Origin of the sequence: Rhodococcus sp. PD04 (assembly GCF_035918275.1) — a bacterium.
GTDB classification, from domain to species: Bacteria; Actinomycetota; Actinomycetes; order Mycobacteriales; family Mycobacteriaceae; genus Rhodococcus; species Rhodococcus rhodochrous.
Genome location: NZ_CP142143.1, coordinates 1879661 through 1895128 on the forward strand (window position 1 = coordinate 1879661; position 15468 = coordinate 1895128).

8 protein-coding genes are annotated in these 15468 nt (G+C 70.3%); 4 read left to right on the plus strand and 4 right to left on the minus strand.

The genetic code is table 11. The features are described 5' to 3' along the window. Positions 1-371 precede the first annotated feature (371 nt). Both U9J23_RS08685 and acpS read left to right on the plus strand, forming a co-directional pair. On the plus strand, positions 372-9653 hold the full coding sequence (locus U9J23_RS08685) for a type I polyketide synthase (RefSeq protein ID WP_272266436.1): 9282 nt from the start codon (positions 372-374) through the stop codon (positions 9651-9653). Positions 9654-9682: 29 nt separating this feature from the next. Continuing rightward, entirely contained in the window at positions 9683-10090 is a 408-nt protein-coding gene (acpS, locus tag U9J23_RS08690) for a holo-ACP synthase AcpS (RefSeq protein WP_059383956.1), read from the plus strand. Between the two features lie 13 nt (positions 10091-10103). Here acpS and U9J23_RS08695 read toward each other — a convergent pair whose 3' ends face one another. The 3 genes from U9J23_RS08695 to U9J23_RS08705 form a co-directional block, all read right to left on the minus strand. Continuing rightward, on the minus strand, positions 10104-10889 hold the full coding sequence (locus tag U9J23_RS08695) for a TetR family transcriptional regulator (RefSeq protein WP_059383955.1): 786 nt from the start codon (positions 10887-10889) through the stop codon (positions 10104-10106). 79 nt (positions 10890-10968) lie between these two features. Beyond that, positions 10969-11754: an ABC transporter permease gene (locus U9J23_RS08700; protein ID WP_272266437.1), complete on the minus strand. Its 786-nt coding sequence runs from the start codon at positions 11752-11754 to the stop codon at positions 10969-10971. Continuing rightward, positions 11751-12698 (minus strand): ABC transporter ATP-binding protein, encoded by a 948-nt coding sequence (locus tag U9J23_RS08705; RefSeq protein ID WP_272266438.1) that lies wholly within the window; start codon positions 12696-12698, stop codon positions 11751-11753. Before U9J23_RS08705 ends, U9J23_RS08700 begins: the two co-directional genes overlap by 4 nt. A gap of 88 nt (positions 12699-12786) precedes the next feature. Here U9J23_RS08705 and U9J23_RS08710 point away from each other — a divergent pair, with 88 nt between their 5' ends. Next, positions 12787-13548 (plus strand): TetR/AcrR family transcriptional regulator, encoded by a 762-nt coding sequence (locus tag U9J23_RS08710; RefSeq protein ID WP_229580180.1) that lies wholly within the window; start codon positions 12787-12789, stop codon positions 13546-13548. Further along, the gene (locus U9J23_RS08715; RefSeq protein WP_059383951.1) at positions 13545-14915 is read left to right on the plus strand and encodes a dipeptidase; all 1371 of its coding nucleotides are present in this window, start codon (positions 13545-13547) and stop codon (positions 14913-14915) included. Before U9J23_RS08710 ends, U9J23_RS08715 begins: the two co-directional genes overlap by 4 nt. A 24-nt stretch (positions 14916-14939) precedes the next feature. Here the strand turns inward: U9J23_RS08715 and bcp are convergent, their stop codons facing one another. Further along, complete coding sequence (gene bcp, locus U9J23_RS08720; protein WP_059383950.1) at positions 14940-15413, minus strand: thioredoxin-dependent thiol peroxidase; 474 nt, start codon at positions 15411-15413, stop codon at positions 14940-14942. Positions 15414-15468: the final 55 nt, after the last annotated feature.

A 15468-nucleotide genomic window follows, 5' to 3' on the forward strand; every position in this document is an offset into this window, starting at 1 on the left:
GTCGAAGATTAACCGCGGGTGCCGACACTCTTTTCGATCTTGCGATGCACGATCCGCGACGCCCGTCAACAGGTAACGATTTGATAACGATAAACGTGAGGGATTCCTCGGGTTCGTGGACGTCCACGCATTGGCGCAGCCAGGAGTGATTCGGGTTACCGACCAGTTACTTTCGAGCGGTCGTGTGAGGGAAATCACTGGTGGGGGAGGTGTCGAGCAAACTGCGCGAAACAAAACATGAGGAACCCCTCATGATTTTGTGCGAACCTTGGCGTGCCCGAACAGCGGACCACTAGTCCAGCAGCACACCGGCGCGCAGCGCTGACACACGAAGCCTCGACGCCGGGGTGTTCAGGAGAGGAACCACACGCGTGACGATCGACGAGACCACACCAGGCGACAACGGACGGAACTCGAAGGCATCACGACGCACCACCGATCGGTCCACGGCAGCCGCTCCGGCCCGTGCCCTGGTCGACAAGCTCCTCGCGGGTGAGCCCTACGCGCTCGCATTCGGCGGCCAGGGAGCCCCCTGGCTGACCTCGCTCGAGGAGCTCAGCCGCGACAACGGACTCGAACCGGTCCTCACCGACCTGGTCAACCGCGCCACCGCGCACCTCGCCCCGGTCGCGAGCGACCTCGTCGTGGTCCGTCCGACGGGCTTCGACCCCGTCGCGTGGATCCTCGAGGCCGAACTCGCCGACGAGGACGACGCGCCCACCGGCCCCTCCGAAGCCGCTCTCACCTCCGCCGCCGTGTCGCTTCCCGGCGTCTTCCTCACTCAGGTCGCCGCACTGCGTGCGCTCGCGAACCAGGGCCTCGACGTCGACTCCGTCGCGCCGAGTGCGGTCATCGGCCACTCGCAGGGCGTCCTCGCCGTCGAGTCCGTCGCCGCCGCCGGCCGCAAGGACGCCGAGATCCTCGCGATCGCCCAGCTCATCGGTGCCGCCGCGACCCTCGTCGGACGTCGTCGCGGCCTGATCTCCGGCGCCGGCAAGTACCCGATGCTCGCCGTCGCCAACGTCGACCCCGAGCGCCTGCGCGCGATCGTCGCCGAGGTCTTCGAGGGCCAGGATGCCGAGCGCAGCGCCGTCGTCGCGATCCGCAACGCCCGGCGTCGTGTCGTGCTGTCGGGCCCGCCCGCCGCCCTCGAGCGCGTGCAGCAGCGCTGTGAGCAGATCTCCGCCGCGGAGACCCGCGAGCGTGAGGCCAAGAAGCGCGGTGGCGCCGTGTTCTCCCCGACCTTCGAGCCCGTCGCGGCCGAGGTCGGCTTCCATCACCCCGCCTTCGCGGATGCCGTGGAGCAGGTCGCCGACTGGGCCGCCCGCTGCGAGCTCGACGCCGAGCTCGCGCGCAGCCTGGCGCAGGCCATCCTCGTCGCCCCGATCGACTGGGTCGAGCAGGTCGACTCCGCCGTCGCGTCCGGTGCCTCGTGGATCCTCGACCTCGGCCCGGGGGAGCTCCTCACCCGCATGACCAGCTCGGGCCTGCGCGGTCAGGGCGTCGGCATCATCGCCGCCGCGACCCGCGGCGGTCAGCGCAACCTCCTCACCCCGGGCGCCGAGCCCGAGGTTCCGCGTGCCTGGTCGGAGTTCGCTCCGAAGCCGGTCGCGCTGCCCGACGGCCGCATCGCCGTCGAGACGGCCTTCACCCGCCTGACGGGCCGCTCGCCGATCCTGCTCGCGGGCATGACCCCCACGACCGTCGATCCGAAGATCGTCGCCGCGGCCGCGAACGCCGGACACTGGGCCGAGCTCGCCGGTGGCGGCCAGGTCACCGAGCAGATCTTCGCCGACCACGTCGCCGAGCTCACGGAGTTGCTCGAGCCGGGTCGCGCCGTCCAGTTCAACTCGATGTTCCTGGACCCCTACCTGTGGAAGCTGCACGTCGGCGGCAAGCGCCTCGTGCCCAAGGCCCGCGCGGCGGGTGCGCCCTTCGACGGTGTCGTCGTCACCGCCGGTATCCCGGAGCTCGACGAGGCCGTGCAGATCATCTCCGACCTGCGTGAGGCCGGCATCGAGCACGTTGCCTTCAAGCCGGGCACGGTCGCGCAGATCCGTTCGGTGATCCGCATCGCGAACGAGGTTCCGGACTACCCGGTCATCGCCCACATCGAGGGCGGTCGCGCGGGTGGTCACCACTCGTGGGAAGACCTCGACGACCTGCTCCTCGACACCTACGCCGAGCTGCGTACGCGCCCGAACCTGGTGCTGTGCGTCGGCGGTGGCATCGGTACGCCGGAGAAGGCGGCCGAGTACCTGACCGGTCGCTGGTCGACCGTCTACGGCTTCCCGGCCATGCCGCTCGACGGCATCCTCGTCGGCACCGCCGCGATGGCGACCCTCGAGGCCACGACGGCTCCCGAGGTCAAGCAGCTTCTCGCCGACACTCCCGGCACCCCCGACTGGGTCGCCGCCGGCACCGCGACCGGTGGTATGGCCTCCGGCCGCAGCCAGCTCGGTGCCGACATCCACGAGATCGACAACGCCGCATCGCGCACGGGTCGCCTGCTCGACGAGGTCGCCGGTGACGCCGACGCCGTGGCCGCGCGACGCGACGAGATCATCGAGGCCCTGAACGGAACGGCGAAGCCGTACTTCGGTGACCTCGACACCATGACCTACCTGCAGTGGCTCGAGCGCTACCTCGAGCTGGCCGTCGGCGCGGACAACGGCGCCGAGTTCGACTGCGGCACCGATCTCGCGGACGTCCTCGCCGAGGCGCACACCAGCCCGTGGCTGGACGTGTCGTGGCGTGAGCGTTTCCGCGACATGCTGCAGCGCGCCGAGGCACGCCTGCATCCCGTCTGCCGGGGCCCGATCCCGACGCTGTTCGACGACGACGCGGTGCTCGAGCGCCCGTACGCCGCGATCAAGTCGCTGCTCGCGCAGTACCCCGACGCGGGCGACGTCGTGCTGCACCCCGCCGACGTGCCGTTCTTCGTGTCGCTGTGCCGCACGCCCGGCAAGCCCGTGAACTTCGTTCCGGTCGTCGACCAGGATGTGCGTCGCTGGTGGCGTTCGGATTCGTTGTGGCAGGCCCACGATCCGCGGTACTCCGCCGACCAGGTCTGCGTCATCCCCGGCACCGTCGCCGTCGCCGGCATCACCCGCGTCGACGAGCCGGTCGGTGAACTCCTCGACCGTTTCGAGAAGGCCACGGCCGACGAGCTCGTCGCCGAGGGTGCGGAGCCGGTGGAGCTCGCTGCGCGTCGCCACCGCGACATCGCGCCGGGTCTGCTCGACGCCGTGCTGTCCTCGCCGGACGTCTCGTGGGCGGGTCGTCAGACCCGCAACCCGATCCACCGTCTCGGTGATCTGGACGAGTGGACCGTCGAGTCGGAGACCGCCGCCTCGCACGCCCCGACGGGTGCGACCCTGACGATCCTCGACGACGAGCACGTCGGCCTGCGGGTTCCGCTGGTGCGCGACAAGGCCGTCGAGATCCGCCTGACCGTGCCCGCCTCGGTCGTCTCCGGTGGCGCGCCCGTCGTCACCGAGGCCGACGCCGATGCGTCGATGTCCGCTCTGCTCGGTGTCGCCGCCGGTCAGGAACTGCCCGAGGTCAAGAAGGGCGCTGCCCGCATCACCCTGGGCTGGCTGCCGGAGAAGATCGCCGACCATGCCGGTGTCACCGGTTCGGGCCTGCCCGCGAACCTGACGCCGAGCGGCAACGGTGTGCCCGATGTGCTCGTCGGTGCCTGCTGGCCGGCCGTCTTCGCCGCACTCGGCGCCGCCCGCACCGAGACCGATCTCTCGGTCATCGAGGGCATGCTCGACCTGGTCCACCTGGACCACGCGATCGACGTGAAGAACGGTCTGCCCACCGATCCCGCCTTCCTGGGTGTCAAGGCCGAGGTCACCGGTGTCTCCGACACCGACCTGGGTCGTGTCGTCGAGGTCGACGTGGTCATCACCGCCGACAGCGGTGACGGCTCGGGCGACCGGGTGGTCGCCACCCTGGCCGAGCGGTTCGCGATCCGCGGCCGCACCGGCACCGCCGAGCTCGCCGATCCGGTCCGCGCCGGTGGCGCTCTCACCGAGGCCGTCACCGACACCCCGCGTCGCCGCCGCCGCGACGCCGTGATCGTCGCGCCGACCGACATGAGCGCCTTCGCGAAGGTCTCCGGCGACCACAACCCGATCCACACCTCCGACAACGCCGCGCTGCTCGCCGGTCTCGGAAGCCCGATCGTCCACGGCATGTGGCTGTCGGCCGCGGCCCAGCAGGTCGTCACCGCGATCGAGCAGGACGCGAAGCTGCCGGTCCGTCGCCTGACGGCGTGGACCACCCGCTTCCTGGGCATGGTCCGTCCGGGCGCGAGGATCGACGTGCGTGTCGACCGCATCGCCACCGACGGTGGCGCCGAGGTCGTCGAGGTCGGCTGCCGCGTCGACGGTGATCTGGTGATGGTCGCGACCGGCCGTATCGCCGCGCCGAAGACCGTCTACGCCTTCCCGGGCCAGGGCATCCAGCGTCCCGGCATGGGCCTCGACGCCCGTGCCCGCTCGAAGGCCGCCCGCGAGATCTGGGAGCGCGCCGACAAGCACACCCGCGAGGCTCTCGGCTTCTCGATCCTGGCCGTGGTCCGCGACAACCCGACGGTCCTCAAGGCCCGCGGCGTCACCCACAAGCACCCCGACGGCGTGCTGCACCTGACGCAGTTCACCCAGGTCGCGATGGCGACCCTCGGTGTCGCGCAGATCGCCGAGCTCAAGGAGGCCGGTGCGTTCGTCGACGACGCCTTCCTGGCCGGTCATTCGGTGGGCGAGTACAACGCGCTCGCCGCGGTCGCCGGTGTGCTGCCGCTCGAGGCCGTCCTCGAGGTCGTCTTCCAGCGCGGCTCCGCGATGCACGCCCTCGTGCCGCGCGACGAGCACGGCCGCTCGAACTACCGCATGGCCGCGATCCGGCCGTCGCAGTTCGGTGTGGACGACGCGGACCTGCAGGCCTTCGTCGCCGGTGTCGCCGAGGAGACCGGGGAATTCCTGGAGATCGTCAACCTCAACCTGCGCGGATCGCAGTATGCGATCGCCGGTACGGTCGCCGGCCTCGAAGCCCTCGAGTCCGTGATCGAGCGCAAGGTCGCCGAGTTCGGTGGCAAGCGCGCGTTCATCCTCGTCCCGGGCATCGACGTGCCGTTCCACTCGACCGTGCTGCGCGGCGGTGTCGACGACTTCCGTGAGCGCCTGCTCGCCCTGCTGCCGCAGGAGATCGACCCGGACATCCTCATCGGCCGGTACATCCCGAACCTCGTGCCCAAGCCGTTCGATCTGGGCCGCGAGTTCATCCAGGAGATCGCCGACCTGGTGCCGTCGCAGCCGCTCGCCGACGTCCTCGCGGACTTCGACAGCTGGTCGGCCAAGCCGGTCGAGCTCACCCGCGTGGTGCTCGCCGAGCTGCTGGCCTGGCAGTTCGCGTCGCCGGTGCGCTGGATCGAGACGCAGGACCTGCTGTTCGCCGACGAGGCCGACGGTGGTCTCGGTGTCGAGCGGTTCGTCGAGGTCGGTCTCGGTGGCGCGCCCACCGTCGCGAACCTCGCATCGCAGACGCTGAAGCTGCCCGGCCGCTTCGGTCAGCCCGTCGAGGTGCTCAACATCGAGCGCGAGGCGTCGGTCGTCTACTCGACCGACACCGATCCCGCCCCGGTCGAGGACGACGATCCCGCCGCACCGGCCACCGAGTCCGCTCCCGCCGCCGCTGCGGCCCCGGCACCCGCCGCGGCTCCCGCTGCGCCGGCCGGTGGCCCGACGCCGGACGACATCGCCTTCAAGGCCGCAGACGCCACCAAGGTGCTCATCGCACTGTGGACGAAGCTGCGCCCGGATCAGATCGGCCCCGCCGACACGATCGAGGCGTTGTGCGACGGCGTGTCCTCGCGCCGCAACCAGCTGCTCGTCGACCTCGGTTCCGAGCTCTCGCTCGGCGCGATCGACGGTGCCGCCGACGCCGACATGGGTGCCCTCGCCGGCACGGTCGACCGTCTCGCCCGCACCTACCGTCCCTTCGGCCCGGTGCTGTCGGACTCGATCAACGACCACCTGCGCAAGGTGTTCGGTCCGTCGGGCAAGCGTCCCGCCTACATCGCCGACCGCGTCACCAAGGTGTGGGGTCTGGGCGAGGGCTGGGCGTCGCACGTCACCGCCGAAGCTGCGCTCGGCAGCCGCGACGGTTCGTCCGTCCGCGGTGGTGACCTGGGCGGCCTGACCGACGGCGCCCTCGCGGATGCCGCTTCGGTCGACAAGCTGATCGACGCCGCCGTGCAGTCGGTGGCCTCGCGTCGCGGAATCGCCGTGTCGATGCCGTCCGCCGGTGGCGGCGGGGGAGCGACGGTCGACGCCGCTGCCCTCGGCGAGTTCGCCGAGCAGATCACCGGTCGCGACGGAGTGCTCGCCGGCGCTGCCCGCTTCGTGCTCGAGCAGCTCGGCCACACCGAGCAGGTCTCGGGTCTGGCAGACAAGGCCGACGACGAACTCGTCGACCTGGTCTCGGCGGAGCTCGGCTCCGATTGGCCGCGTCTGGTCGCTCCGGCCTTCGACGAGCGCAAGGCCGTCCTGATCGACGACCGCTGGGCCACCGCCCGTGAGGACCTGGCCCGTGTCTGGCTCGGCGAGCAGCTCGAGGTCGAGCGGTTCACCGGCGCCGGCCGGACCGTGGCCGCGCACGCCGAGTTCTGGGGCCGCAAGGCCACCGAGGCCGGTCGTACCGAGCTCGCGCAGACCTACGCCGCGATCGCCGGAACCGCCGTCGTCACCGAGGGTGCCGAGTACGCGGACGAGGTCGCCGTGGTCACCGGCGCCAGCAAGGGCGGTATCGGCGCAGCCGTCGCCGCGAAGCTGCTGGCCGGTGGTGCGACGGTCGTCGTGACCACGTCCTCGCTGAACGACAGCCGCCTGGGCTTCTACAAGGAGCTGTACGCACGTAACGCCCGCGCCGGCGCCGCTCTGTGGGTGGTTCCCGCGAACATGGCGTCCTACAGCGACGTCGATGCCCTGATCGAGTGGATCGGCACCGAGACCGTCGAGGTCGCCGGTGGCGCCAAGAAGCTCATCAAGGACGCGCTCACCCCGACGCTGCTCTTCCCGTTCGCCGCGCCGCGCGTGGCGGGCTCGCTCGCCGACGCCGGTGCGCGCGCCGAGATGGAGATGCGGGTGCTGCTGTGGTCGGTCGAGCGACTGATCGCCGGACTGTCGCAGATCGGGTACGACCGCGACGTCGACACCCACCTGCACGTCGTGCTGCCCGGTTCGCCGAACCGCGGCAAGTTCGGTGGCGACGGTGCCTACGGTGAGGCCAAGGCCGCACTCGACGCGATCATCAACCGCTGGAGCGCCGAGCGCACCTGGGCCGAGCGCGTCACCCTGGCCCACGCCCTCATCGGCTGGGTGCGTGGCACGGGCCTGATGGGCGGCAACGACCCGCTGGTCGAGGCCGTCGAGGCCGCCGGTGTCCGCACCTGGTCGACCGACGAGATGGCCGGCGAGCTGCTGAAGCTGGTCGGGCCGGAGGCCACGCGTCTCGCCGCCGAGGCTCCGCTCGTCGCGGACCTGACCGGTGGACTGTCCGAGGTGGACGTCGACCTGCCGGCGCTCGCGAAGCAGGCGCAGGACGCGGCCGACGCCGTCGAGGAGGACGAGGACGACACCGCGACCATCGCGGCGCTGCCCGAGCCTCCGCGCGCCGAGGCGCTGCCGACCCCCGAGTGGGGCACGGTCACCGCCGACCTCGCCGACACGGTCGTCATCGTCGGCGCCGGCGAGCTCGGCCCCTACGGTTCCGCTCGCACCCGCTTCGAGATGGAGGTCGACGAGGAACTGTCGGCCGCCGGTGTGCTCGAGCTGGCGTGGGTCACGGGGCTGATCGGCTGGGAGAACGATCCCAAGCCGGGCTTCTACGACACCGAGACCGGTGAGCTGGTGCCCGAGGCGGAGATCGCCGACCGCTACCACGACGCGGTGGTCGAGCGTTGCGGCATCCGCCGCTACGCCGACGACGGCGCGATGATCGACAACACGGCTCCGCTGCTCACCTCGGTCTTCCTCGACAAGGACCTGTCCTTCGTCGTCGGTTCCGAGGCCGAGGCTCGCGCGTTCGTCGACTCCGATCCGGAGAACACGGTCGCGTCGGTCGACGCCGAGTCGGGCGACTGGACGGTCACCCGCAAGGCCGGCACCGAGATCCGGGTGCCGCGCAAGGCGAAGCTGACCCGCACGGTCGGCGGCCAGATCCCGACCGGCTTCGACGTCACGAAGTGGGGCATCCCCGCCGACATGGCGGACTCGGTGGACCGGGTGGGTCTGTGGAACATCGTCAGCACGGTCGACGCCTTCCTCACCGGTGGCTTCACCCCGTCCGAGCTGCTCCGCTGGGTGCACCCGTCGATGGTCGCCAACACGCAGGGCACCGGCATGGGTGGCATGTCCTCGATGCGGTCGCTGTACATCGACACGCTGCTCGGCGAGTCGCGGGCGAACGACATCCTGCAGGAGGCCCTGCCGAACGTCATCGCCGCACACGTCGTCCAGTCGTACGTCGGTGGCTACGGCGCGATGGTGCACCCGGTCGCGGCGTGCGCCACGGCTGCGGTCTCCGTCGAGGAGGGCGTGGACAAGATCAAGCTCGGCAAGGCCGATCTGGTCGTCGCCGGTGGCTTCGACGATCTCGGTATCGAGGGCATCGTCGGCTTCGGTGACATGTCCGCGACCGCCAAGTCGGAGGACATGCAGGCCAAGGGCATCAGCGATCGTCGCTTCTCCCGCGCCAACGACCGTCGTCGCGGTGGCTTCGTCGAGTCGGCCGGTGGCGGCACCATCCTGCTCGCCCGCGGCGATGTCGCGCTCGAGATGGGCCTGCCGGTGCTCGGTGTGGTCGCCTGGGCCGGATCGTTCGCCGACGGTGTGCACACCTCGATTCCGGCGCCCGGCATCGGTGCGCTCGGTGCGGGTCGCGGTGGACGCGAGTCGGGTCTGGCGAAGGAACTGCGCAAGCTCGGTCTCACGGCCGACGACATCGCGGTGATCTCCAAGCACGACACCTCGACCGCCGCGAACGACCCGAACGAGGCCGAGCTGCACGAGCGTCTGGCCGCTGCGCTGGGCCGCAGCGAGGGCAACCCGATGTTCGTGGTCTCGCAGAAGTCGCTGACCGGTCACGCCAAGGGCGGCGCCGCTGCCTTCCAGCTGATCGGCCTGTGCCAGGTCCTCGCGCAGGGTGTGGTTCCGCCGAACCGCAGCCTCGACTGTGTCGACGAGAAGATGGCGGAGTTCGAGCACCTCGTGTGGCCGCGCACGCCGATCCGGTTCGGCGAGCAGCTTCCGCTCAAGGCGGGTCTGCTCACGAGCCTCGGTTTCGGGCACGTGTCGGGTCTGATCGCGGTGGTCCACCCGCAGGCGTTCGTCGAGGCGATCCCGGCCGAGCGCCGGGAGGCCTACCTGGCCAAGGCTGCCGAGCGCACCGTCGCCGGCAAGCGTCGCCTGGTGGACGCGATGACCGGTGGGGCCTCGCTCTACCAGCGGCCCGCGGATCGTCGCCTCGGCGGCGACAGCGTGCCGGCACCGGCCTCGCGTCAGCTCGAGGCGGACGTGCTGCTCTCGCCGGAGGCCCGCCTCGGTGAGGACGACGTGTACCGCTCCGGTCTGCCCGGCTGCAAGTAGTCGGCCGAGCAGGACGGACGAGTACCGGAATGGGAGTTGCGGGTGTCGGGTTCGACCTCGTGTCGGTGCCGGAGTTCGCGGAACAGCTGAGTCGTACGGGAACGACGATGCTGGCGAACTTCACGCCGGGCGAGCGTCGCGACGCGAACACCCGCAGCTCCGATCCCGCCCGTCACTTCGCCGCCCGGTGGGCGGCGAAGGAGGCGGTGATCAAGGCGTGGTCGGCGTCGCTGTTCGGGAGCCCCCCGGTCCTACCGGAGACGATCCATCAGCAGATCGAAGTGGTCTCGGACGCGTGGGGTCGCCCGAGCATCCGGCTGCACCGGCAGGTCGCCGAGAAGCTGACCGGCGTCCGGATCCATGTGTCGCTGACCCATGACGGTGACATGGCCGGCGCATTCGTCGTCCTCGACGAGGTCGACGACCGAAGTACGTAGTAGATGTGGGGACTCAGGCCGAGGGAGCGGGAGCTTCCTCGGCCTGATCCGTGTCGGCCTCCTGCAGATCGGCTCGCGCCGATTCCTCGCGGCGCTTGCGTCGCTTGGCCTGGGCACGTGAGTCCTGTTCGGCGATCTGCAGATAGGCGACCATGATGCGCTTGAGCTCCACGACGGCGTCGGCGTGGGTCTGGTCGTCCTGCACCGAGAAGTTGAGCATCGAGTACACGATGTGGACGAGCACCTCGGCCATGAGCTTGCGGCGCGGCCGCGGGGTGTCCGGGGTGAGCGGTGCCAGCATCCGCGCGACCTGCTCGGCGAACTCGCGTTCGTGGATGGCGCCGGTGGCCCGGGTGGACGGGGTGGACTGCATCGCGAGCCACACCTCGCGGCGGGACGGATCGGTGGTCCACAGTCCGGCGAGGTGGTCGACGAAGCTGTTGAGGAAGCGCAACCAGTCGACGGACGGGATCTTGCCGTTGAACTGGGCGAGTTCGCTCTGGACGCCGACGAGGTCCTGCCGGTTGAGCTCGCACACGATCACGTACTTGTTGGCGAAGAACTGGTAGAGCGTGCCGATGGGGACGTCGGCGCGGGACGCGACCTCCTCACAGGTGAACGACTCGAAGCCGACCTCGGTGAGCAGTTCACGCGAGGCGGCCAACAGGGCGTCGAACTTGCGGCGGCTCCGCTCCTGGGTGGGCCGCCGACGCGGCACGAGCTCCTGGGGCTCGGCCTGAACCTCGAGCGCCGGATCGATCCGGCGCGGGGCGCGGCGGCCGTTCGTTGCTGACTCCACGCGCCCAGGCTAGCCGGACGTCCGTGCTTTCCCGAATACTTGTTGTGAGTCAGAGTGTCACAAACCGGGCAGCCACAGGTCAGCGCGCGGTCCGCTGTCGGAACAGTGCTGTGGTGGCGACCAGGCCGATCGCGGTGAACGCCGCGCACCACCCGATCGCGACGATCGCGGACGACCCGATCCCGGTGCCGGTGAGCAGTCCCCGGACGGTCTCGATCACCGGGGTGACCGGCTGGTGTTCGGCGAAACCGCGCAGCCATCCGGGCATCGTCTCGGGCGGGACGAACGCGCTGCTCACGTAGGGGAGGAAGAGCAGTAGGAAGGTGAACCCGCTCGCGGCCTCGTCATTGCCCGCGAGCATCCCGAGCGCGGCCGAGACGGCGGAGATCGCCAGGACGAACAACGCGATGACACCCGTGGCGGCCACCCATTCGACGAGGTGGGCGTCGGGCCGGAATCCCATGAGTGCGGCCACCACGAACACAACGACGGTGCTGGCGAGATTGCGGACCAGGCTCGCGACGACGTGCGCGGTGAGCACGGCCGACCGGGCGATGGGCATGGACCTGAACCGGTCGACGATGCCGCGGTGCATGTCGGAGGCGACCGCGACGGCCGTCTGTGCCGCCCCGAAGGAGGCCGACAGCAGCACGATGCCGGGCACGACGTAGTTGAGATAGTCGGTGCCGGTGTCGATCGCGCCGCCGAAGACGTAGACGAACAACACGAGCAGCAGGACCGGCAGTGCGAGGCCCATGAGCAGTGCGTCGGGGCTGCGGAGCATCCGCCGCAGGTTCCGGCCGGTCACGGCGGCGTGGTCGCGCGCGGCGAAGCGGAGCGGGGTGGGGTGCGCGAGGAGTGTCATCGGACGACCTTCGTTTCGTCGGTGGAGCCGGTGAGGGTGAGGAAGACGTCGTCGAGGGTGGGGGAGTGCAGCCCGAACTTCTCGACGGGGACCGCCTCGGCGGCGAGGCGTTCGAGCAGGGTGGCGACGTGGGGCAGATCGCCGTCGGTGTGGACCTGCAGTGTCAGTGCTGCCCGGTCGATCTCGCCGTCGAGCACCGACGCGGCACGGGTGAGGTCGGCGTCGGTGGCGAAGCGCAGTTCGAGATAGCCGCCGCGCACCAGCGACTTGAGTTCGTCGGGTGTGCCCTCGGCGACGATCCGCCCGCCGTCGAGGACGGCGATGCGGTCGGCGAGCCGGTCGGCCTCCTCGAGGTACTGGGTGGTCAGGAAGATGGTGACGCCGTCGTCGGCGAGTTCGCGGATCGCCTCCCACATCACGAGGCGGCTGCGCGGGTCGAGCCCGGTCGTGGGTTCGTCGAGGAACAACACCTGCGGGGACGCGACGAGACTCATGGCGATGTCGAGGCGTCGCATCGTGCCGCCGGAGTACGTGCCGGCGCGACGGTCGGCGACGTGCGCGAGGTCGAAACGTTCGATCAGGTCACGGACGCGACCGGGAATCGCGGCCGACGGCAGGTGCGCGAGGCGCGCTGCGAGACGGAGGTTCTCCGTGCCGGTGAGGACGTCGTCGATCGCGGCGTACTGGCCGGTGAGTGCGATGTTCTCGCGCACGGCGTGGGCGCGGGCGGGGAGGGGCAGGCCGGCCACGGTGACGGTGCCCGCGTCGGGGCGCAACATGGTGGTCAGGATGCGGACGGTCGTGGACTTGCCGGCGCCGTTCGCGCCGAGCAGTGCGAAGACGGATCCGGTGTCGACCCGGAGGTCGACGCCGTCGAGAACGGTGGTCGGGCCGAACGACTTGCGTAGGCCCCGGACGTCGATGGCGGGAACGGGACGAGTCATGACATCTCCCTAACTGTGTATGCCATATACCGATGTGTATAGCGTACACAGTTTTAGGATGGCGGCAAGACCCGAAATCTGGAGGAGCATGAGCAGTCCCGAGCCCGGCGATCCGCTGCCGCAGAGTGTGCAGCTGGCATGGGGATTGAGCGATACCGGCACCCGGGGTCCGCGACGGGGACTCACGCTCGAGCAGGTCCTCGATGCGGCGATCGAGGTGGCGGGCGCCGAAGGGCTCGAAGCGCTCTCGATGAGCCGGGTGGCCAAGCAACTGGGTTTCACCACCATGTCGCTGTACCGCTACGTGAGCAACAAGGACCAGCTCGTCGAACTCGCGTGGGACCGCGCCATCGGGTCGCCCCCCGAGCTACCGGCCGGAGGCGACTGGCGGGAACGGCTCGAGGCATGGGCGATGGCCGAGTACCGGAGTCTGCGCGCGCACAAGTGGCTGACGCAGTACCCGATCCGCACGGCGCCGTACTATCCCAACAACCTGCTCTGGCTCGACGCGGGACTCGGCGCGCTGTCCGCCACCCCACTCGACGAGCCTGCGAAGGTGCAGGTGGTGACCATGATCTCGCTCTACGCCATCGGTCGCGCACGCTTCTCGTGGGAACTCGGAACCGATGTCGCGGACGACCCGTCCGACACCCCGGCGATGCTGCGGCGCATCCTCGATCCCGAGAAGTACCCCTCGGTGCTGGCGGCGGTCGAGGGCGGCGCGTTCGACCCCGACGGGAGCGATGCCGACGACGAGGCAGTATGGCACGAACAGGACTTCCGTTTCGGTCTCGAACGATTGCTGGACGGAATCGACGTACTCATCCGACGTGCGGAGGACGGATCATGACAGCGACAGACACCGACGCGACGCAGCGCATCCGCGAGCGGATCCGGGAGGCGATGCCGGCCGCGCGCGACGATCTCGCGCGGCTCGTCGCGTTCCGTTCCGTCGCGGATCCGCGCCAGTTCCCGGTGGAGGAATGCGTCGGTGCGGCGAACTGGGTGCGAGATGCCTTCACCGAGGCGGGAATCGAGAACGTCGAGACGATCGAGACGGTCGACGGCTCACTCGCCGTACTCGGACACACGCCCGCACCCGAGGGCGCCCCGACGGTTCTGCTCTACAGCCACTACGACGTTCAGCCGCCCGGCGACGAATCGCTCTGGCACAGCGAGCCCTTCACGCTCACCGAACGGGACGGCCGCTGGTACGGCCGCGGCGCCGCCGACTGCAAGGGCAACGTCGTCATGCACCTGCTGGCGCTGCGGGCGCTGTGTGCGGACGGCCCACTGCCCGTCGGTGTCCGCATCGTCATCGAGGGCTCGGAGGAGATGGGCGGCGCCGGACTCGACCACCTCGTCGCCGAACGACCCGAACTGTTCGACGCCGATCTCATCGTCATCGGCGACAGCGGCAACGCCGAGGTGGGCCGGCCCACCCTCACCACGACGCTGCGGGGAATCGCGAACGTCGACGTCCACATCGAGACACTGAAGGGCGAGATCCACTCCGGGATGTACGGGGGAGCGGCACCCGACGCGCTGGCCGCGCTGATCCATCTGCTCGGCACCCTGCGCGACGAGCGCGGCAACACCGTTGTCGACGGACTCGACTGCACCGCGACCTGGGACGGTGTGCCCTATCCCGAAGACCGTTTCCGCGCCGACGCGGGCGTGCTCGACGGTGTTTCGCTCCCCACCTCCGGAACCGTCGCCGACGCGGTGTGGGCGCGACCGGCACTGACCGTCCTCGGGATCGACGCCCCGCCCGTGGTCGGATCGGCCGCCGCGGTCGTGCCACGCGCGTCCGCACGCCTGAACCTGCGCGTGCCGCCCGGCATCGACGCCCGCACCGCCCAGGACGCGCTCGTCGCCCATCTCGAGGCCCACGTGCCGTGGGGAGCGCACCTGCGCATCGACCGCGACGTCCTCGGCGAACCCTTCCGGGCGGCGACGGACGGTCCGGGTTACGCCGCACTGCGCGCGGCGCTCGAGGCCGCCTACGGCCGGGAGGTCGGGACCGCCGGTCAGGGCGGATCGATCCCGCTGTGCACCGCGCTGCAACGCGCCGTGCCGCGGGCCGAGATCGCCCTGATCGGCGTCGAGGAACCGCGCTGCGTCATCCACGCGCCGAACGAGAGCGTCGACCCCACCGAGATCGAGAATCTCGCCGTGGCCGAGGCGCTGCTGCTGACCTCGCTGGCGCCGCGGTAACGCTGCCGGACGGGGCGCCGGGCGTCAGACGGACAGGTCGCGGCGCAGCTTCGCCACGTGCCCGGTCGCGCGGACGTTGTACTGCGCGACCTCGATCCTGCCGTCCTCGTCGACGAGGAAGGTCGAGCGGATGACGCCGGTGACGGTCTTGCCGTACATCTTCTTCTCGCCGAAGGCGCCCCACGCCTGGAGGGTGGTCTTCTCGGGATCCGACAGCAGCGGGAAGGTCAGCTGTTCGGCGTCGCGGAACTTCGCGAGCTTGGCCGGCTTGTCGGGCGAGATGCCGATCACCTCGAGGCCTGCCTCGTTCAGCTCGGCGAGACTGTCGCGGAAGTCGCACGCCTGCTTCGTGCATCCCGGGGTGCTCGCGGCGGGGTAGAAGTACACGATGACCTTGCGTCCGCGATAGTCCGACAGCGACACCTCGTTGCCGTCGGCATCGGGAAGGGTGAAATCGGGTGCGGGATCACCGGGGGCGAGTCTGCTGTTCTCGGTCATGGAGGCGACAGTAGTGGACCGTGCAGCCATTCCCGGCGCGCGTCCATTACCGTGG